Here is a 20,183-nt window from a genome sequence, read left to right as displayed (position 1 = left end):
GCGCCTTACTTATATCATGCGTACTTCGTCTCTCCTCCTTCCCTCAGGGACAATACGCGAGATATGACAAATCAGAAGGAATATGCCCACCATTTGAGTAGGTAGTTATTTCTCTTCTCCTCAACATTTCCTTAGGAGCGAAATGACTACCGACTCACTTTTTTCAAACAAAATAAAAAGGGGTTGAACGCTATGTTCTATTGCATTAACTGCTCTGATATTCACCATGAAAAACATCCAAATGATAAAGTATTCAAAAATGGTTTTTATATTGATCCATTTTTAGGTGATCGTTATCACCTTGGTATGTGTAAAGATGCCCAAAATCATGAAACAGGGGAGCCTCTTTTAACGACAAAGAAATTAGGCACACCCCCATCTATTATGAACGTATTACCGACACATGTTGTCCCAACATAAAACATAAAAAAGAGCTGGGTGAGCCAGCTCTTTTTTATGCTTTATAAACGATCATTGCTGAAAAACAATAAATTTGGTTTTCATCGTCGTTAATGGAAACACCAACTTGATATTTAATATCTACAAAGTTGCTATCATCAATCTTTTTCAAAAAAACATTTACAGCATCTTCTAAGTCTTTTTCGTGACTTTCATCAAACACTTTCACACGAATCATGTTAACACCGTCCTAGATCGCAGCCCTCCGCCGCTTGATTATTGCCACGGTGCGTATCTATGATGCGATAAAACTTTCCATTCTCATATATATATCCGTCTTCTAACACATATTCTTTATCTTCAGTATAGACATAAAACTTACCTATCATAAATTTACTCGTATATAATTCCAAATAATTTGATCTAAATTTAGCTACAACTTTATTTGTAATATCAATTTTTATTGTGCGCCCCACCTTCTCTCCCTCCTTTGCAAAGAACGGATTTAGGTATATTGTATTAGCGCTTTTACATTTTATGCTTAAAAATAAGTGGATATGCCTTCTTTCTTCACCTGTACTATTTTTCTAAAAAAATCACTATAAATAAGGTCCAAAAAAAAACATAAAAAAGCACTTTATCTTATTGACTCGAATATAAATATTATGTTATTATATAAAATTTGACATTTTTACATACGTATGCTATCATTAAAAGTGGTTACCACATATGGAGGTGGATGATTTGTTTCAAATTGGTGATAAAATCGTTTATCCAATGCACGGTGCAGGAATTATCGAAGCAATTGAAGAGAAAGAAATATTAGGTACTTCACGTCAATATTGTGTGATACGCATCATTAGTAAAGATATGCAAGTAATGCTTCCGATGGAACAATTAAAAAAATCGGGTATTCGTTATATCGTTGATCGAGGTACGTTAGATGATATACTTCTTGAATTTCAAAACGGGGAGTCAGACCCATCACTCTCATGGAAACAAAGATATACAATGAATATGGAAAAAATGAAAAATGGCAATTTACAAGATAGCGCAGAAGTGGTTCGTGATTTACTTCGCCGTAATAAAGAGAGAACATTAAATGCGAGCGAAAAACAAATGCTAGATAATGCACGAAAAATGATGATCAGCGAAGTCGCGCTCGTACAAAATGTTACTGAACATCAAGCAACAGAATTTCTTCAAGATACAATTAATCACTAAATTTAAAATAGCTGGCCGCTATTTTTTTTGTAAAAAAAAGGACGAAGAGTTTTATCTCTTCGTCCTTTTATATTACCCACGCCCAGCTTGAAACGATGGATATAACGTCATTCCACCATCTGCAAATAGCGTAATGCCCGTTACATAACTCGCCTCTGAAGAAGCGAGCCAAGTTGCTACTGCTGCAATTTCTTCTGGTTTTCCAATGTAGCCCATCGGTATCATACTTTCTACGTCAGCACGTTTTTTAGGATCAGCAAATTTTTCTGCATTGATCGGCGTATTAATTGCACCTGGTCCTATATTATTTACTCGAATACCTTTTGGCGCATATTCTAGCGCTAACGTTTCTGTCATCAGTTTAATGCCACCCTTACTCGCTGCATAGTGCACAAATAGTGGCCACGGAATTTTCTCATGAACACTAGACATATTAATGACAGACCCTTTAATGTCATGTTCTACAAAATATTTAATCGCTTCTCTACTTCCTAAGAAAGCACCTGTTAAATTTGTATTGATTACTTTATTCCAATCTTCAAGTGGCATTTCATGCGATGGTACTGCATTTTCTATCCCTGCATTATTAATCATAACGTCGAGCGTACCAAATTCTTTCACAGCAAATTGAATGAGATTCACAACATCTGATTCGACGGTTACATCACCTTTTACAGCAATCGCTTCTCCGCCTACCTTTTTAATTTCTTCTAACACATCATTTGCTTCTGATTCTCGTGAGCGATAATTAATAACCACTTTCGCTTTTTCCTTAGCAAACCTTACTCCCATCGCCCTACCAAGACCAGTTGCTGATCCTGTAATAACGACCACTTTTCCTTCTAAATCACTATACATTTCAATACCTCCTTTAACTTTTTGCTATACCTAACATAATTCCGGCTGCAATAATAAAAACGATACCGACAACGATACCCGTTAATTGGCGTTTCGTTTTCTTTTCACCTAATATAAGGATCCCACCAAGCGTGGAAATAATAATCCCCATTTGCGATAGCGAGAAACTTGTTGCGACTCCAACACGCGGCTGCGAAATGAATAAAAACATATTTCCAGCTGCCCAAATTAATCCTGGAATAATATTTCGGATTGCATATTTATTGAATGGATGATGTTTAAAGGTAAGCAAAATCCCTCCTAATACCATACCAACTGCTTGTGGTAATAAAGCTGACCAACCATCTACGTTAAATAGTCTAATCACTACTACGTAAACTAAATAACCGACTGTTGAAATTAATAAAATTATGATACCTCTTTTAAAATTTGCTGCTTGCTCTGCATTCTTTTCTTCTTCACTTTGAAGTGATGTTAAAATAACACCGACAATAATACAAACGAGCGCTAAAATCCCAAGGACGACCGATATTGTCGTGGACCATTCATGAAATACGATAACGCCAAATAAAGTCGTCGCAACTAATTGAAGTCCTGTTGAAATTGGCATCGTCCTCGAAACGCCCATTAAATCAATACTTTTCAATTGATTCGCCTGACCAAGCGCCCAAAATAAACCTGACACAACTCCAACCCCAATCACAGTAGGTGTTAATACTGGCTTCATAAAAATATAAACAACAATTGAGAAAATAAGTGCTCCAAACGTTGTTCCAAGCGTTTGACTATACGGTCCCCCGCCCAGTTTTACGTTAAATAACACAATACTCCCCCAAAATATAGCTGGTAAAATTGCTAAAAATATATCCATCGCCCATTACCTTTCTCTGTAAAATGTTATAAATTGAAACTTTAATCATCCCGCAAATAGCGGAATAAGTTACCGCTCTCAATCATTAGAATGAGCTTTCATTTTTTCTTTTTTGCGAGCACAAATCTTTTCTACAACATCATTAGAAACATTTTTTTCTCGCTCCACATTTTTTACCTTTATATGATCTAAATAATCCTCTAAAGTAAGTGTAACTTTGTCATTTGGAGGATTATGCGCCCCTTGAAATGTAAGAAATTGTAGCGTCACTTCAAATCTAGGTACAAATTCATCTTTCCTGCCGAGACGCTTTATATTTATAACTGCATCACATTCATATTGATCTTCTGTCACTTGTCTAATAACCGAATAGTACCTATTCAATAACGCACTCTCTAAAAGCTGTTCTCTTGATTCTTTCGCGAAAGAATCGCTTGGAGAAGAGAAAAAGATAGAACATATCGCTGTAATAATTACACATATTTTTTTCATAACGTCCTCCTTATCCTATAAGTTAGTGTTCTCAAAAACGCCATAAAAAAACGACTTCCCCTACTTAGGAAAGTCGTTTTAAGGAATCCAATATTAACCACCGCTCACTGGTGGTATAAGTGCAACCACATCACCATCTTGGACCCTGTCATCTTCATTTGCGTATTCTTCATTAATCGCAACCATAATTGGCTCTGAAACTGGTACATTATATTCTTTCGCAACAACATCTTTTAACTGTGCAACTGTAATATTTTCTTTCTCTATTTGTAATTCACTTGTCCCTGCTTCTTCTTGCAAGTGCGCAAATAACAATACTCTAATCATACTTATAGCTCCTTCCCAGGCTCTCCCGCCGGATATGGTGTTTTTTCTAATTGATCACCAATCCATGAGTCACCATCTTCCCAAAACTCCTTTTTCCAAATCGGAACAATTTGTTTTATGCGTTCCATAATATATTCGTTCGCTTCATAAGCCGCTTTACGGTGTGGTGTTGAAACAGCAACAACAACCGCTATATCAGAAATTTGCAACGTACCGATGCGATGTGTAATCGCAACATATGTACCTGGCCATTTCTCTTTCACTTCCAGACCAATTTTCTCTAGCATCTTTTCTGCCATCGTCTTATAAGCAACATACTCTAAGTATAATGTACGACGGCCTTTCGTAAACTCTCTAACCGTTCCAATAAATGTTGTAACAGCACCGCATTCACGTCGAATTACTTTCTTCGTTACCTCTTCAATCGAGATTTCTGTATCAATTACTTCATAATATGTATTTATCATTTCGCACTCCTAACCATTTGTAAAAACCAGTCTATGTACAACTCTTCTTCTGTTATATGAAATACTTTATATTCTTCTCGTATATTTACCGGGACATCATACCACGTAATAATTGCCACTATATTTTCTACTTCATGTAAAAGTTCAACGTCTTCCGCAGAACGAAGTAACACTACTTTCGGGTAGTTCTCTTTTTTATAGCCCTCTATTAAAATTGTATCCACTCCAAAAAACTCATATAAGCGAATAATTTCTTGCAAGGACCATTTCTTTCTTAGTGAAGAAAGTGAAAGCAATCCAGCACCTTCTACACTACTTACGACAGCACCAGCTTTACGGTGTCTTTCGCTATCTTTTTGCGCTACTTCTGGAAAACCTCCGTGCCCGTGATGTTTAATTGTAGCAACTTTCATTTCACTTTCAGCTAACACATGCACAATTTTCTCTACAAGTGTCGTTTTTCCGCTATTTTGATATCCTACTATTTGTAAGATTGAAGGGGCTTTGCCCATGGCCAATCACATCCCTCAGAGTGCTCTAACAATAATACGGATACTTTCATCCCAGTCTCAAATCCTCTCGTTCCTCCAGGTAACACGATAAAAGCATTCGCATCTGCAAGTGAAGATACCGCACTCGATTTATCTAAACCAACCGGCATCGCTTGTAACGCCCCGTCCACAATTGTTACGTTCGCTCTTACGAAACGAGTAAATGGATTTGGCTTTGAAAAATCCTTTTGTAAAATAGCATCCGCTCTATATACGTGAGGTTCCTTCGCATACAAATATGTTTTTATAATTGGTTGCACAAATAATTCAAAGCCTACATAACAAGCAGACGGATTTCCTGATAAACCGAAAAGTAACTTTCCATCAACTTCAGCTACTGTCGTTACACTTCCCGGTCTCATCGCTATTTTATTAAAGAGTACATTCGCCTGTAACCTTTCATAAATAGCTGGTAAGTAGTCATAATCTCCTACTGATACACCGCCTGTTGTAATTAAAATGTCGACCTCATCTATCGCTGATTGAACAGCTGTAAAACATGCATCTAGCTCATCGGCGAGTTGACCATAATAACGAACTTTCCCGCCAGCTTTCATAATTTGAGCTGCTATCATATACGAATTACTATTCCTAATTTTCCCCGGCTGTAACGGCTCATGTACTTCTAATAATTCACTTCCTGTCGTTACAATACCAACAACAGGCTGTTTTACAACTTTCACAGTACTATATCCAAACGTTGCTAGTAAGGCCGCAACACCTGGATTAATTGCAACACCTTTCTTAACGAGAACTTGATTTTGTTTTATATCTTCTCCTTTAAACGACACATTGTCACCGTTATTAAAAGGGCGTTTTAACTTCATATATGTTTTCCCGTTCTTCTCAAACCCTTCTGTCAGCTCGAGCATTACGACTGCATTACATTCTTCTGGAATAGCTGCTCCTGTCATAATGCGAATCGCCTTAAAAGCTCCTACTTCTTCTAAAAAAACAGAACCCGCCCCGATTTCTCCTATTACTTCAAATTCAATTGGATTCTCTTGGGTTGCTCCTTTCGTATCTTCTGCTCGAATGGCGAAACCGTCGTAAGGGGAACGATCAAAATGAGGAACGTCATGATCTGAGACAACATCTTCCCCGAGAATTCTCCCGTAACTTTCCGTAATAGAAATTTCTTCTACTTCACCATGCTTCGCATATTTCATTACCCGTTCTACCGCCTCAGCAACTTGAATTGGAATTCGTTTTTCTACCATCGTTTCTCACCTCATATTTGCAATTTTTTTTATCTCGATTAAACTTTATGTATTCAATAGAAATTACTTCAAGGAGGAATTCCATGTCTTCATTTACACATTTTAATGACCAAGGACGCGCAAAAATGGTTGATATAAGCGACAAAAAAGCAACCGTTCGAACAGCAATTGCGTGCTCTAGCATTGTCGTTACGAAAGAAATTTACGATAAAATCTCTCACAATGAAATTGGGAAAGGTGACGTATTAGCAGTTGCGCAAATTGCAGGCATTATGGCTGCGAAACGTACTTCTGATATTATCCCAATGTGCCATCCTTTATTATTAAAAGGTGTTGACGTTTCTTTCGATTGGAAACAATCAGAAGAACAATATCGTTTACTCATTGAAGTAAAAGTTAAAACAGAAGGTAGCACCGGTGTTGAAATGGAAGCTTTAACAGCTGCTTCCGCTTCCGCTCTTACTGTGTATGATATGTGTAAAGCTGTCGATAAAGGTATGATTATCGGTGAGACGTACTTACTTGAAAAAACAGGTGGAAAAAGTGGAGATTATACGAGAAATTCATAATCCTCTCTCCGTTGAACCTAAAGGATTTCCTTTAGGTTCAACCTATATATCTTGCATACAAACTTTTCGCTACATTCATATCATTCGTCCCATGAATAAACGCCCTGCCATCTGTAAATAAGACAAAACGATATTCTTCTACCGGAAATGATAATAAATAAGGTGTCGCCTTTATCTCTACACTTCTTTGTAAGCGCTTTTTAATTTCTTCCAAATTAAAATTCTTCCGCACACCTGGACGAATTTGTACTGTATTTCGCCCACATAACACTTCTGTTTTTGTTTGTGCTTCAAATGTTAAACTCGGATATGTACGTAACCTTCCGCAAGATAAACAGGTATCTTTTTTCTGCCTATTCACTTTAAATGCCATCTGTTGATTATTCCAAAGATCAAACGATAACATCGTTTCACGAAGCGCTCCGTAGTCTTCTACTAATATTTTCAGCGCTTCCGTAGTTTGATGCGCAACTACTAATTGTACTGCCGGTTGTATAATACCAGCTGTGTCACATGTTGCTCCGCTCGCCGGATGCTCCATTAAACAGCGAAAACACGGTGTTTTCCCTGGTAAAATTGTATACGTTACTCCGTAACTCCCGACGCACCCACCATATATCCACGGAATATTATACTTTTGTGAAATATCATTAATGAGAAGACGCGTTTCAAAATTATCTGTCGCATCTAATATTAAATCTACATCATTCACTAATTCTTCCATTTCTTGCACCGTTACATCTGTCACAACAGGATTTATTTCCACCTCAGAATTAATTGCTTGTAAATGTTCTGCAGCCGCTATCGCCTTCGGTTTATACTGCTTTGCATCTTCTTCCGTATATAGTTGTTGTCTTTGTAAATTACTCCATTCTACATAATCCCGATCAGCAATCGTTACTTTTCCAACCCCTGCTCTAACAATCGCTTCTGCATTTGCCGCACCGAGAGCACCAGCACCAATAATAAGCACATGCTTCTCTCTTATTTTTCTCTGTCCTTCTTCTCCAACACCAGAAAATAATATTTGTCTTGAATATCGCTCCTGCATGCGATAGCCCCCTTTCTTATCCTCCTATATAAGACATTTCGATTTTCGGACGATTTTTTGCACTTTCTTCTGTTCGTTCATCCGAATACCTATCTTTTCTATTCATCCATACATCTTGTATAACACTTAATAACTCCTCATCCGAAAGATTTCCTCTAAGAAGTTCTCTTACATCCAAACCCTCTGTCGCAAATAAGCACGTATAAAACTTTCCATCTGCCGAAATTCTCGCCCTCGTACAAGAGGCACAAAATGACTCAGAGACAGATGTAATAAAACCAACTTCAACATTTGTTCCAACATACCGATATCGCTTCGCAACTTCACCAAAGTAATGCGCTTCAGCCGGCTCAAGCGGATACACCTTATGAATCATCTCAATTAATTCTCGTTTTGTAACGACTTGATCAAAATTCCACCCATTTGTACTACCAACATCCATAAACTCAATAAACCGAAGCGTGATTCCTTGCTCTTTAAAATACGCAGCCATCGGAAGTACTTGATGATCGTTCATCCCTTTTTTCACAACCATATTTACCTTTACTTCCAGTCCCGCCTCTTTAGCTGCTATAATTCCCTTAATTACCGGTTTCGTATTAATATTTCGACCATTAATATTCTTAAATATGTCATCATCTATCGCATCTAAACTAACATTCACTCTATGTAATCCAGCTTCTTTTAATGCCTTCGCTTGTTTCGTTAAATGAATAGCATTTGTCGTTAACCCTATATCTATTAGCCCATCAATTTTCACAAGACGTGCAATAAGTTTTGTTAAATCTTTACGAAGCAGTGGCTCACCGCCAGTAAGTCTAATTTTCCGTACACCGATGCTAACAAATAATTTTGCCAAACGCTCAATTTCATCAAAAGTTAGTAAAAACTCGTCTTTCAAAAAAGCATATTCTGGCCCAAATATTTCCGCTGGCATACAATATGTACATCTAAAATTGCAACGATCAATGACAGATATACGTAAATCTTGAAGTGGGCGTCCAAAAAAATCTTTAACCATCTCCTGCATCGCCACCCTCCCTTTCTGCCAAATTTCTTTCTTTTCATTCTATTATAATATATTTTCGAACTGCGATGTTTTTGCTCAAGTGAATAAAGTGAAACTTTAAATAATTAGAGGGTATCCACTCCCCCTGGTTAACGAGGTTTACTTACAAATACAAGGATAAAAAACCTTGAAACATAAAAGTTTCAAGGTTTTCTGCTTATTAACTTAATCTAATAATAGTTAGAGTAGCCCCTGGCGTTGCCGTAGATAATGTAGCTACTGCAACTACTCCAAATAACTGTAAGCTAACAGCAGCTCCAGCAGGCAAGTTAGTGATTATTGTTGCACTAAATGAACCAGTAGCGACTGTCGGGGCATTTATCGTTCCCGCAAGCGGACTGCCATTTACAGTTATACGAGAACTTACAAGTAAACCTGCCGTTAAATTAATTGTATAGGCTATATAATAGTTTCCTGCATTCGCAACTGTAAATACAGTATTTCCACCACTAACGGTTATTCCTGGGCCAATATTTTGATTGTTCGGTAATGGTACGTTCGTACCACCTAATAAAACGGAAATAGCGGTTCCTGATGTATTATTCGCAAACGCATACGTTGCAGTTGTACTAACTCCAGTCGCTCCTGTGGCTCCGGTTGCTCCAGCTCCTGTTGGACCAGTTGGACCTTGAATCCCTTGTGAACCTGTTGGACCTGTATCCCCAGTTGGACCTTGTGAACCCGTTGCTCCAGTTGCCCCCGCTGGACCTTGGATTCCTTGTGGACCTGTCGCTCCGGTTGCTCCTGTAGCTCCCGTTGGGCCTTGAATTCCTTGTGGGCCTTGGATTCCTTGTGGACCTTGAATTCCTTGTGGACCTGTCGCTCCGGTTGCTCCTGTAGCTCCCGTTGGACCTTGAATTCCTTGCGGGCCTTGGATTCCTTGTGGGCCTTGAATTCCTTGGAGACCTGTCGCTCCGGTTGCTCCTGTAGCTCCCGTTGGACCTTGAATTCCTTGCGGGCCTTGAATTCCTTGGGGGCCTTGTGGGCCGGTCGGGCCTATGTCACCTTGCGGACCTTGGATTCCCTGTGGGCCTTGTGCCCCAGTTGCCCCCGTCGCTCCTTGGATTCCTTGAGGACCTTGTGGACCTTGAATTCCTTGTGGGCCGGTTGGACCTATGTCGCCTTGTGGGCCTTGAATTCCTTGGGGACCTTGTGCTCCAGTTGCCCCCGTTACTCCTTGGATTCCTTGGGGACCTTGAATACCCTGTGGACCGGTTGGACCTATCTCTCCTTGAACACCTTGGATTCCTTGCGGACCCTGTAAACCCGTCACTCCGGTTGCTCCCGTTGCTCCTGTCGCTCCTGTCACTCCAGTTGAGCCTGTCGCCCCGGTATCTCCTGTTACTCCTGTCGTACCTGTTGCTCCTGTCGGGCCAGGTGGTCCACCTGATGGACCTGTCACTCCTGCCGGACCTGATGGCCCCGTTGGGCCGGTCGGTCCTGCTGGTCCTCCTGACGGGCCAGTCACCCCTGTTGGACCGGTTACTCCTGTTGGACCGGTAGTTCCTTCTCCCGTCGCTCCGGTTGCCCCCGTATCTCCTGTTGCTCCCGTCGGACCTTGTATCCCTTGAATCCCTTGTGGGCCTTGCACTCCTTGTGCACCTGTTGCTCCTTGAATCCCTTGTATTCCTTGCACTCCTTGTGCGCCCATCGGACCTGTTGGACCAATCGCCCCTTGTATCCCTTGCACTCCTTGGGGACCCTCTGGACCCGTTGCTCCTATTTCCCCTTGTATCCCTTGAATTCCTGTTGCTCCTTGTGCTCCAGTTGCTCCCGTTATCCCTTGCACACCTTGGATTCCCTGTATTCCTTGTGGACCTTGTGGGCCTGTTGCTCCTACCGGTCCTTGAATGCCTTGTATCCCCTGAGGACCCTCTGGACCCGTTGCTCCAACTGGCCCTGGCACACCTTGGATTCCTTGCGGGCCCTGAAGTCCCTCTGGGCCTTCTGGACCTGTTGGACCTATCTCTCCTTGTATCCCTTGGATTCCAGTTGGACCTTGTGGCCCAGTCGGACCTATGTCACCTTGCGGACCTTGGATTCCCTGTGGACCTTGTGCTCCTGTTCCCCCTGTCGCTCCTTGGATTCCTTGAGAACCTTGTGGGCCTTGAATTCCTTGTGGGCCGGTTGGACCTATGTCGCCTTGTGGGCCTTGAATCCCTTGCGGACCTTGATCTCCAGTGGCCCCCGTTACTCCTTGAATTCCTTGGGGACCTTGAACACCTTGGGGACCCGTCGGACCTATCTCTCCCTGCACACCTTGGATTCCTTGCGGACCTTGCAAACCCGTCACTCCGGTTGCTCCCGTTTCTCCTGTCGCTCCTGTCACTCCAGTTGAGCCTGTCGCCCCAGTATCTCCTGTTACTCCTGTCGCACCTGTTGCTCCTGTCGGGCCAGGTGGTCCACCAGATGGACCAGTTACTCCCGCCGGACCTGATGGCCCCGTTGGGCCGGTCGGTCCTGCTGGTCCTCCAGATGGGCCTGTTACCCCTGTTGGACCGGTTACTCCTGTTGGGCCTGTAGTGCCTTCCCCTGTCGCACCTGTTGCTCCTGTATCTCCTGTTGCCCCCGTCGGACCTTGGATTCCTTGAATTCCCTGTGGACCTTGCACTCCTTGTGCGCCCGTCGCTCCTTGAATTCCTTGTACTCCTTGCACACCTTGGGGACCCATCGGACCTGTTGGACCAATCTCCCCTTGAGCACCTTGCACTCCTTGGGGACCCTCTGGACCCGTTGCTCCTATTTCCCCTTGTATCCCTTGAATTCCAGTTGCTCCTTGTACTCCAGTTGCTCCCGTTATCCCTTGCACACCTTGTATTCCCTGTATTCCTTGTGGACCTTGTGGGCCTGTTGTTCCTACCGGTCCTTGAATACCTTGTATCCCCTGAGGACCCTCTGGACCCGTTGCTCCAACTGGCCCTGGCACACCTTGGATTCCTTGCGGGCCCTGAAGTCCCTCTGGGCCTTCTGGACCTGTTGGTCCTATATCACCCATCGGACCTTGTATCCCTTGAACTCCCTGTGGGCCTGTTGCTCCTGATGGCCCTGGTACTCCTTGGATTCCTTGTGGACCTTGATCTCCTGTTGCTCCTGTGGCCCCTTGAGGCCCTATAGCCCCCTGTATTCCTTGTGGACCTTGATTCCCTGTTGCTCCCGTTGCCCCTTGAATACCTTGAACTCCTTGTATTCCTTGTTCACCAGTTACTCCCGTCGGACCAGGAATACCTTGAATACCCTGCGGACCTTCTGGACCTGTTGGCCCAATTGGCCCTTGAATCCCTTGGATTCCTTGCAAGCCCTGTGCTCCCGTGCTTCCAGTCGGACCTGTACTTCCCGTTGCTCCTGTTACCCCTGTACTTCCTGTAGCCCCAGTATTCCCCGTTGCTCCAGTCGCACCTGTACTTCCACTTGGTCCACCACCCGGACCTGTCGCACCAGTCGGCCCCGTCGGACCAGGAGGTCCTCCTGACGGGCCAGTGATCCCTGTTGGACCGGTTACTCCCGTCGGACCTGTTATCCCCTGACCAGTCGCTCCGGTTGCACCTGTATTTCCACTCGGTCCTTGTGTTCCTTGTATCCCTTGTGCTCCTTGTATTCCTTGTGGACCAGTTGCACCCGGTAACCCTTGGACGCCTTGAATTCCTTGAGGTCCCTCAGGTCCCGTCGCTCCAATTGGCCCCTGTAATCCCTGTATCCCTTGTATACCTTGTGCCCCAGTCGCTCCCGTTGAACCAATCGGACCTTGTAACCCTTGCACCCCTTGAGGTCCTGTCGCTCCAGTTTCTCCTTGTGGTCCTCTCAATCCTTGTGGCCCCTGCTGTCCTTCTGGTCCAGTTGCACCTATTGGCCCAACTGATCCTTGTATCCCTTGCACACCTTGAGGTCCTGTCGGGCCCATCTCCCCCATCGGACCTTGTAACCCTCTCGGTCCTTGAGGACCAGTTGGACCCCGTGGACCTGTTGGGCCAGTAATCCCTATACCTGTAAATCCAGTTGGAACAGGAGGGAAAGTAGGCCCAATAAGTTCGGGGGGAATTCTAAAATTAGAGCTTAACGAATTTTGCCCCCCATTATTATCACGTTTCTTCACACTTTCACCACCTACAAACCGTCTTTTTCATAATAAATAAACCTCTTCTTAATCTATTTACAAAAATAATTTCCAAGACTATTTTTATTTTAAATAATAAAAACTCCCTTAATTCCTTAAGGGAGTCCAGCAACTGAATCCATATTATCTGTATTAGGGACAGCTTGTGCTATACCCGATGCATTTACACTTTGCCCCATATTTATTCCTGTTACAGTACCAGCAGGAGTGCCTCTTGTATATGTTGTCGTCACCGAATCACCCGGCTGTAAACAAAGCTTTGTCTCCGTCCCTATTACTGTAACAACATCAATCCAAGTGCACCCCATTGAACCACTATATGATTTCGAAGCAGTAAATGAAGTATCACTCAAATTATCACCGGTAAATATATTTCCAGTGTTATTCACAATAACAAATTCTTTTATATGAGCAGGCATAATTACACTCTACCTTTCCTCTATGAACCTAATGTACGTGTACTCGTTGCTAATGGCGGAAGAAACACTGATGTTCTAATGACTGCTTCTGGCTGTCTTTTCCCATTTAAAAAAATAGCCGCACTCGACCCTCCAGCACCTGCATATACTTTTGCTACAGCTAAAGGCGAGATATCATAACAGTCGCCGACATTAACAGCTCCTGTATTATTAATAATTTTTACTTTACGCAAGTTAATCCCCATTGACCCCTCCTCCTTTTTTATACTGTATGCAAAAGAAAAAAACTTGAAACAGACTCGTTTCAAGTTTTTAACTATTAACTATTTCGTTTCACCTTCATATTGAAGCATACCGCCAACCATATTCACTGTTTTAAATCCTTGCTCATTTAAATAATGACATACATTTTCACTGCGCATTCCTGAACGACAAATAAAGATATATTCATTCTCTTTATTAAAGAAATCTACTTTATGTGGGATATCGCCCATTTTAATATGTACAGCTTCTGGAATCTTTCCTGCCGCTACTTCTTCATCTTCTCTTACATCTACTAAAAATAACGTTTCTCCATTTTCTAAACGCTCTTGTACCTCTTCTGTAGTAATTGTATTAACTTCTGTCATATGTAGTTCCTCCTTATATACAATAAAACCTTTAGTTTCTTTTTCACAAACATTCTCTACCAATTTTAGCACGCAAAAGAAAGAACGCAAAGAATCGAAAAACTATTTCTCAATTTTCTCTAAAAATTTATTCTTTACAAACATAACTAGCACATTGTATCCTCAATATACTTGTTTTATGAAAGGAGTCGATTAAAATGACGCTTTTTCTTTTCATTATGGGCATTGTGTTCTTACTCGCTGCAATTATTGCTCTTAGTATGAAAAATAATAGAAAAATAAACTCCCCACAAGAAATGTCATTCTTATTTCTATTGCTTAGCATAGCGTTTTTCGGTATAGCAATCGCTACATATATTTTCCGTCTACAAATTATGTAAAAAAAGGTGCCTATTACAAACATTGCACCTTTTCCCCATCATTTGTCTTCTACACAAAACTAGATACTTTCCGATTCAAAAATTCATAAACTTTCTTTTCAAATAAATGAATATCAAATGCTCCTGCCATATGCCCATTTATACTTTCTATCTCATACACTTCCGCATATTTTCCTTGTTTTTGCAAAATATCTACCATTTTATAATTATAACGAGACGGCTGAAGCAAATCTTGTTTACACGGAATCATAAGTACATTCGCTTCTATGTTAGAAAGAGATTCTTCTAGTGAAGAAAACCCATGTGCAATATCATGCAATAAAACTGCCTTCGCAGTATACATCCATGAATTTGCATCTACTAACTCTATACTTCTATATGTCGCTTTATTTATCTCTTTTTCAAATGATGTTAATGTAGAAAACTTTTTATAAGGTTCTATCTCTATACTATTACGAGGAAATGCCATTTCATAAAAATGCTCATCAAACGCGTTCATAAACATCATTCTATTTGCTAAATGAAGCCCTTTTATCGGCTGCTCTTCTCCGTATTTTCCATCTTTCCAACTTGGATCCAGTTGAATTGCCTCAATCGCATTTTGTGCTACGTTTACAGACGTAATAATTGGATTTTGTGGGTTCGTAATAACGCCAATCATCCGCTCTACCATATGTGGATAGTGAACCGCCCATTGTTGTGCAATCATTCCCCCCGCCGACGGTCCGATTACAGCGTGTAACCTTGAAATTCCCATACCTTTTATTAACTCATATTGCATACGAGCTACATCAAGAAATGTAAAAACCGGAAAATCCATAGCATATTCTTCTCCAGTTTCTGGATTAATCGATTTCGGTCCTGTTGTAATCACATATGGATTCCTCGCCTGCACATTACAAAGATTATCCGTACATATAACAAAATACTTATTTGTATCAATTGCTTTCCCAGGTCCAATGAGCCCATCCCACCAACCAGACTCCTCATCATGCACTGTATATTTTCCTGCCGCATGACTTGTTGCACTAAAATAATGACAAACCAAAATCACATTTGACCTTTCTCTATTCAACGTACCATATGTCTCGTATCCCATTTGAACAGGAATTTCCCTGCCATTTTCAAACGTAAACTCTTTTAAAACAAACTTCTCCTTTTTTACAATTTGCACAGACTCTCCCTCTCCCCGTTATAGTATGAACTGCTTACTAAAGATTTTTTTCTATGCAAACTAATCTCCTTCTTCTTTTCATAAATAAATGAATAATATACAAAATTAGCCACAAAATAGCACTATATTACAAGATTAAAGAGGGCGTACATATGATTTGGAATTGGTTACGTAAGAAAAAAAAATCAAATACACCAGAAGCAAACGAAACAGATAACTGGGAGCAGCATTCTAACAATCAAGAGGATGATAACAAAGAACAGACTAGAAGTATGAAACATAATAAAGGTAAAAATAACGAGCAAAAAGATTCTTCTCAGGATAAGCAACAAAGTGCTAAACAGGAGGACTCGTCTCAAGATAAACAACAAAGCGCTAAACAAGAGGATTCCTCTCAAGGTAAGCAACAAAGTGCTAAACAAGAGGATTCCTCTCAAGATAAACAACAAAGTGCTAAACAAGAGGATTCCTCTCAAGGTAAGCAACAAAGTGCTAAACAAGACGAACCTTCTCAAGAACAACAGCAACATTCTAAGCAAGACAACTCAGAGCAAAATCAACAACACTCTAAGCAAGACAACTCGGAGCAAGGGCAACAGCAACATTCTAAGCAAAACGACTCCGAGCAGGATCAACAACAAAGTGCTAAACAAGACAAATCTTCTCAAGGACAACAGCAGCAAAACTCTAAAGGTAATAGTATTTATGACTTTACAAAACCAGAAAAAGATCGTATTCATTCTTTACAAAATTTAATAGAGAAGCTGAAAAAGTCTAGTGATTTTGTAAATTATCATACATCCGACGATGAAACGATGCCTTATTGGATTTCTTACTATCGACCTTCACTTGATGGAGAAAAATTACAAAAGTATTTAATGCCCACTCTTTTAGAACGACCTAACGCATCACTAGAAGAGCTGAAGGAACATATCCCGATGAGCGGCATTACAATTACGAACGACTTACAAAAAATTGAGGATATGGTTTTAAAGGGGCATGCGATTATTCAATTGAATCAGCAAGATCAAAAATGTATGCTTGCAAACATTGCAATTGATAATTATCGTGCACCAACCCCTCCTTTAAACGAATCAACTGTTATTGGTCCGCAAGAAGGTTTTGTAGAGGATATTGATACAAACATTAATTTAGTTCGAAAACGTCTTCCTGTTTTGGATTTACAAACAAAAGAAATGATTATCGGCGAGTTTTCCAAAACAAAAGTTGTCATGATGTATTTAGACAACCTCGCTGAAAAAGATAATGTAGATTTTCTAGAAGAATCATTACGCGCTCTTGAGTATGATCAAATTAATGATAGTGCTTATATACAAGAATTGATGGGTGAAAAATCGATCTTCCCTCTCTATATTAATACAGAACGCACTGATAGAGTTACAAAAGCACTAATTGATGGAAAAATCGCTATTTTCGTTGATGGTTCTCCAAGTGTTTTACTAACACCTGTATCCTATTTCGATTTTTTCATTTCACCAGAAGACTATAACGTCTCCTGGATGTACGCTACATTTTCAAGGATTTTAAGATTAATTGCCGTTCTATTTTCAATTTGCGCTACACCATTATACGTTGCAGTTTTAAATTATCATTATGAACTTATTCCAAGTGATTTACTTGAAACTTTGATTTTATCAAGGGCACAAGTACCATTCCCACCTTTAATTGAAGCGCTCTTTTTAGAACTTGCAATTGATTTATTAAGAGAAGCCGGCGCAAGGTTACCAATGAAAGTTGGTCAAACGCTCGGTATTGTAGGCGGTATCGTAATCGGGCAAGCATCTGTACAAGCTGGTTTAACGAGCAATATTTTATTAATTATCGTTGCCTTATCAGCACTTGCTTCCTTTATTACACCTATTTATAAAATGGGTAACGCTGTTCGATTACTACGCTTTCCTTTTCTTATGTTTGCAGAAATAGGCGGATTGTTCGGGATTTCTCTTGGATTTATCTTCTTATTTACTCATCTATTCAGGCTTACTTCTTTACGCAAGCCATACGCTTTGTTTTATCCAACAAGACAACAATCTGTTAAAGATTCTTGGATTCGTTTTCCTTTAACAATGATTGATACAAGAGATGTACAAGCAAGGCCACAACATGTAAAAAAAGCAGCGAAAGGAATTTCAACAAAACATAGATCAGACTTTGATGATTAAGAAATGAGGTGCATTCGATGAGTAAAGTTCAAGAAAAATATCAAATATCTCCTGTCTTTGTTTTCTTCTTAATTCACGGTGCACAGTTCGGTGCTGGAGTTCTCGGATTCGCTCGAATTATCGCAAAAGCCGCTGGATACGACGGCTGGATGGGAGTTATAATCACGGGAATTTTCATCCATATTATTATATGGATGATGTATGTCTTATTAAAAGAAACAAATGGGAATTTAGTTGATTTACATCGGCAAACATTTGGAAAATGGCTAGGAAATGGCATTAGCATCATCTTTATGGCTTATTTTTTAATCGTTAGTATTTCAGTCATCCGAACATATGTTGAAATTATTCAAGTATGGATGTTTCCTACCGCTTCCACCTTTATGTTAACACTCTTTTTATGCTTAGTTAGCTATTACATTATCTCTTCTGGATTTCGTGTAATTACCGGTATTTGCGTCATCTCTGTTGGTGGTACATTAGGATATTTATTTCTAAGCTTATTCGTTTTGAAATATTCACATTGGGATAATTTACTACCTATATTCACACATTCTTTTTCAGACATTTTAAAATCCGCTCAACTGTCAATCTACAGTATGACCGGTTTTGAGATTTACCTCATGGTGTATCCATTTGTGAAAAAGCCTATGCAATCTCATAAATACGCTCAGCTTGGAGCACTATTTTCAAATCTTCTATATCTATTTAGTACCCTTTTAGCCTTTGCATTTTTTAGTGAGAAGCAATTGTTAAAAACAATATGGGCACAACTTTCTATGACCCAAGTCATTCAATTACCATTTATAGAAAGACTCGAATATATTGCAATTTCAGGCTATGCACTCGTTATTATTTCAAGTTTTATCCTCCCTTTATGGGCGTCAATGAGAGGAACTCATGAAATATTCCGTGTAAAACAAAGGGGTGTTTTAATTGCTTTTATCTTTATCACTCTCATTGTTTCGCAACTTTTAACAAACAGACACGATATTAATAACTTTATTAGTAATGTATCAAAAGTTAGTTTTTGGCTCATTTATGTATACATCCCAATCCTATTTATTATTGTGTGGGTGAAAAGAAAATGGAAAAAATCAAAAGCACAAGCAAATTAATACTTATTTCTTGTATAACATTCTTCAGTCTAATTGGATGTTTACAAAAAAATATTATCGATGATGTACAACTTATTCAAGGAAGCGTTTTTGATGTCGCAAAAGATAATAAAGTAAAAGTGACATTCGTTTGTCCCATTCAAAAAAAAGGAAATAAAGTTCAAGTTTTTGAAGGCAGTGCAAATGCGGTAAAACAAGTAAAAGCAGACACATCTTTAGAGTCTTCTCAACCTTTTGCTAGTGGACAAATGCGTGTCGCTCTATATACGATAAGACTTGCCAAAACAGGAATGTCTACTTCATTCGATACATTACTCCGAGATGTGAATATAGGGAACGCTTTATATGCTGCTTTATTAGATGGGAATGGTACTGAACTTTTAAAAGGCAAATATTCGACTTCATACAACGTTGCAATTTATATAAAAAAATTGCTAGAACATAACATGGAGACCGGACCTTTACCAGCGGATAATCTACATATAGGAGCATTTCGCTATTATCAAGAAGGAAAAGACTACTATATTCCCATTCTAAAGAAGCATGGTGATAAAATAAAAATTACCGGAATTGGCCTTTTTAAAAAGGATAAATATATCGGTAAAATTGCGGAAAAAGATATGTTCATATTTAAAGGACTATTAGAGAAACATAAATTAGATTCACATGAATTTAAAACAGATTCTGCGTACGTAATGATTAATAATATTCGTTCTGTTCCAACTTACGATATAAAAATTAAAAACGGAAAGCCTTCTTTTTTCATTCACGTTCGTCTTGACGCACGTATTCAAGAACTATCAAAACAAATTAACTTAGAAAATAACAAGAACACAAAAAACATTGAAAAAGATGTCCAAAAACAATTAGATAAACAAGCTGCTAAGTTAATTAAGCAATTTAAATCTTTAGGCGTCGATCCTCTCGGACTAGGTGCAAAGTATAAACAACATTATCGCCCATTCAAATTAGAAGAATGGAGACAAATGTATAAAGATGTTCCGGTTCATATAAAATACACCGTAAATATTACAAATTCTGGTGTCATTGAATGAGAAATGATTGAACTCC

General features: G+C 39.8%; 23 protein-coding genes. 7 read left to right on the top strand and 16 right to left on the bottom strand.

Going from position 1 to position 20,183, the window contains the following annotated elements:
* Nucleotides 1-192 precede the first annotated feature (192 nt).
* The gene (locus AC1Q8L_RS09000) at nucleotides 193-420 is read left to right on the top strand and encodes a DUF3973 domain-containing protein (protein WP_000498987.1); all 228 of its coding nucleotides are present in this window, start codon (nucleotides 193-195) and stop codon (nucleotides 418-420) included.
* A gap of 34 nt (nucleotides 421-454) precedes the next feature.
* On the opposite strand, the gene AC1Q8L_RS08995 is transcribed toward AC1Q8L_RS09000, so the two are convergent.
* Nucleotides 455-637, bottom strand: coding sequence for a sporulation protein Cse60 (locus AC1Q8L_RS08995; RefSeq protein WP_000621751.1), 183 nt, complete (start codon nucleotides 635-637; stop codon nucleotides 455-457).
* 1 nt (nucleotide 638) lies between these two features.
* Nucleotides 639-875, bottom strand: coding sequence for a DUF2553 family protein (locus tag AC1Q8L_RS08990; protein ID WP_000533807.1), 237 nt, complete (start codon nucleotides 873-875; stop codon nucleotides 639-641).
* Nucleotides 876-1,128: 253 nt separating this feature from the next.
* Here AC1Q8L_RS08990 and AC1Q8L_RS08985 point away from each other — a divergent pair, with 253 nt between their 5' ends.
* The gene (locus AC1Q8L_RS08985; RefSeq protein WP_000451446.1) at nucleotides 1,129-1,623 is read left to right on the top strand and encodes a CarD family transcriptional regulator; all 495 of its coding nucleotides are present in this window, start codon (nucleotides 1,129-1,131) and stop codon (nucleotides 1,621-1,623) included.
* A gap of 72 nt (nucleotides 1,624-1,695) precedes the next feature.
* Here AC1Q8L_RS08985 and AC1Q8L_RS08980 read toward each other — a convergent pair whose 3' ends face one another.
* The 7 genes from AC1Q8L_RS08980 to moeA form a co-directional block, all read right to left on the bottom strand.
* The gene (locus tag AC1Q8L_RS08980) at nucleotides 1,696-2,481 is read right to left on the bottom strand and encodes a glucose 1-dehydrogenase (RefSeq protein ID WP_000286697.1); all 786 of its coding nucleotides are present in this window, start codon (nucleotides 2,479-2,481) and stop codon (nucleotides 1,696-1,698) included.
* A gap of 13 nt (nucleotides 2,482-2,494) precedes the next feature.
* Nucleotides 2,495-3,352 carry a glucose uptake protein GlcU gene (glcU, locus tag AC1Q8L_RS08975; protein ID WP_000350865.1) on the bottom strand — a complete coding sequence of 286 codons (858 nt, stop codon included), beginning with the start codon at nucleotides 3,350-3,352 and terminating at the stop codon, nucleotides 2,495-2,497.
* Between the two features lie 78 nt (nucleotides 3,353-3,430).
* Nucleotides 3,431-3,844: a DUF3888 domain-containing protein gene (locus tag AC1Q8L_RS08970; RefSeq protein WP_000717656.1), complete on the bottom strand. Its 414-nt coding sequence runs from the start codon at nucleotides 3,842-3,844 to the stop codon at nucleotides 3,431-3,433.
* A 93-nt stretch (nucleotides 3,845-3,937) separates the two neighbouring features.
* On the bottom strand, nucleotides 3,938-4,171 hold the full coding sequence (gene moaD / locus AC1Q8L_RS08965) for a molybdopterin converting factor subunit 1 (protein WP_000621776.1): 234 nt from the start codon (nucleotides 4,169-4,171) through the stop codon (nucleotides 3,938-3,940).
* A 2-nt stretch (nucleotides 4,172-4,173) separates the two neighbouring features.
* Nucleotides 4,174-4,638, bottom strand: a complete 465-nt coding sequence (gene moaE, locus AC1Q8L_RS08960) for a molybdopterin synthase catalytic subunit MoaE (protein WP_000611226.1) — start codon at nucleotides 4,636-4,638, stop codon at nucleotides 4,174-4,176.
* On the bottom strand, nucleotides 4,635-5,150 hold the full coding sequence (gene mobB / locus AC1Q8L_RS08955; RefSeq protein WP_000513629.1) for a molybdopterin-guanine dinucleotide biosynthesis protein B: 516 nt from the start codon (nucleotides 5,148-5,150) through the stop codon (nucleotides 4,635-4,637). The genes moaE and mobB overlap by 4 nt, the downstream gene beginning before the upstream one ends.
* The gene (gene moeA, locus AC1Q8L_RS08950) at nucleotides 5,120-6,409 is read right to left on the bottom strand and encodes a molybdopterin molybdotransferase MoeA (RefSeq protein ID WP_000229700.1); all 1,290 of its coding nucleotides are present in this window, start codon (nucleotides 6,407-6,409) and stop codon (nucleotides 5,120-5,122) included. Before moeA ends, mobB begins: the two co-directional genes overlap by 31 nt.
* 83 nt (nucleotides 6,410-6,492) lie before the next feature.
* Here moeA and moaC point away from each other — a divergent pair, with 83 nt between their 5' ends.
* The gene (gene moaC, locus AC1Q8L_RS08945) at nucleotides 6,493-6,978 is read left to right on the top strand and encodes a cyclic pyranopterin monophosphate synthase MoaC (RefSeq protein WP_000094143.1); all 486 of its coding nucleotides are present in this window, start codon (nucleotides 6,493-6,495) and stop codon (nucleotides 6,976-6,978) included.
* Between the two features lie 37 nt (nucleotides 6,979-7,015).
* On the opposite strand, the gene AC1Q8L_RS08940 is transcribed toward moaC, so the two are convergent.
* From AC1Q8L_RS08940 to AC1Q8L_RS08915, 6 genes are all read right to left on the bottom strand, one after another.
* Nucleotides 7,016-8,029: a molybdopterin-synthase adenylyltransferase MoeB gene (locus AC1Q8L_RS08940; RefSeq protein WP_001158101.1), complete on the bottom strand. Its 1,014-nt coding sequence runs from the start codon at nucleotides 8,027-8,029 to the stop codon at nucleotides 7,016-7,018.
* 16 nt (nucleotides 8,030-8,045) lie between these two features.
* Nucleotides 8,046-9,059 carry a GTP 3',8-cyclase MoaA gene (gene moaA, locus AC1Q8L_RS08935; protein ID WP_001157116.1) on the bottom strand — a complete coding sequence of 338 codons (1,014 nt, stop codon included), beginning with the start codon at nucleotides 9,057-9,059 and terminating at the stop codon, nucleotides 8,046-8,048.
* Nucleotides 9,060-9,258: 199 nt separating this feature from the next.
* Nucleotides 9,259-13,188, bottom strand: a complete 3,930-nt coding sequence (locus tag AC1Q8L_RS08930) for a BclA-related collagen-like exosporium protein (RefSeq protein ID WP_098311931.1) — start codon at nucleotides 13,186-13,188, stop codon at nucleotides 9,259-9,261.
* Between the two features lie 116 nt (nucleotides 13,189-13,304).
* Nucleotides 13,305-13,628, bottom strand: a complete 324-nt coding sequence (locus AC1Q8L_RS08925; protein WP_001110850.1) for a hypothetical protein — start codon at nucleotides 13,626-13,628, stop codon at nucleotides 13,305-13,307.
* A 20-nt stretch (nucleotides 13,629-13,648) separates the two neighbouring features.
* A complete protein-coding gene (locus AC1Q8L_RS08920; protein ID WP_000512463.1) occupies nucleotides 13,649-13,873 on the bottom strand; it encodes a spore germination protein in 225 nt (74 codons plus the stop codon).
* Between the two features lie 78 nt (nucleotides 13,874-13,951).
* Complete coding sequence (locus AC1Q8L_RS08915; protein ID WP_000141254.1) at nucleotides 13,952-14,257, bottom strand: rhodanese-like domain-containing protein; 306 nt, start codon at nucleotides 14,255-14,257, stop codon at nucleotides 13,952-13,954.
* Between the two features lie 197 nt (nucleotides 14,258-14,454).
* Here AC1Q8L_RS08915 and AC1Q8L_RS08910 point away from each other — a divergent pair, with 197 nt between their 5' ends.
* On the top strand, nucleotides 14,455-14,637 hold the full coding sequence (locus AC1Q8L_RS08910) for a hypothetical protein (protein ID WP_000171889.1): 183 nt from the start codon (nucleotides 14,455-14,457) through the stop codon (nucleotides 14,635-14,637).
* Between the two features lie 49 nt (nucleotides 14,638-14,686).
* Here the strand turns inward: AC1Q8L_RS08910 and AC1Q8L_RS08905 are convergent, their stop codons facing one another.
* On the bottom strand, nucleotides 14,687-15,811 hold the full coding sequence (locus AC1Q8L_RS08905; RefSeq protein WP_001167624.1) for a homoserine O-acetyltransferase family protein: 1,125 nt from the start codon (nucleotides 15,809-15,811) through the stop codon (nucleotides 14,687-14,689).
* Nucleotides 15,812-15,963: 152 nt separating this feature from the next.
* On the opposite strand from AC1Q8L_RS08905, the gene AC1Q8L_RS08900 reads away from it, so the two are divergent.
* From AC1Q8L_RS08900 to gerHC, 3 genes are read left to right on the top strand one after another with little or no spacing between them, the layout of a single operon-like run.
* Nucleotides 15,964-17,994, top strand: coding sequence for a spore germination protein (locus AC1Q8L_RS08900; protein WP_000638086.1), 2,031 nt, complete (start codon nucleotides 15,964-15,966; stop codon nucleotides 17,992-17,994).
* A 17-nt stretch (nucleotides 17,995-18,011) separates the two neighbouring features.
* A complete protein-coding gene (locus tag AC1Q8L_RS08895; RefSeq protein WP_000049081.1) occupies nucleotides 18,012-19,112 on the top strand; it encodes a spore germination protein in 1,101 nt (366 codons plus the stop codon).
* A complete protein-coding gene (gene gerHC, locus AC1Q8L_RS08890) occupies nucleotides 19,082-20,167 on the top strand; it encodes a spore germination protein GerHC (RefSeq protein WP_000411387.1) in 1,086 nt (361 codons plus the stop codon). The genes AC1Q8L_RS08895 and gerHC overlap by 31 nt, the downstream gene beginning before the upstream one ends.
* The last annotated feature ends 16 nt before the right edge of the window (nucleotides 20,168-20,183 follow it).

The organism is Bacillus sp. GW823-FHT06A11, assembly GCF_058795355.1.
The sequence above is the reverse complement of the archived record's forward strand: the minus strand, read 5'-3'. Positions and strand labels throughout refer to the sequence as shown.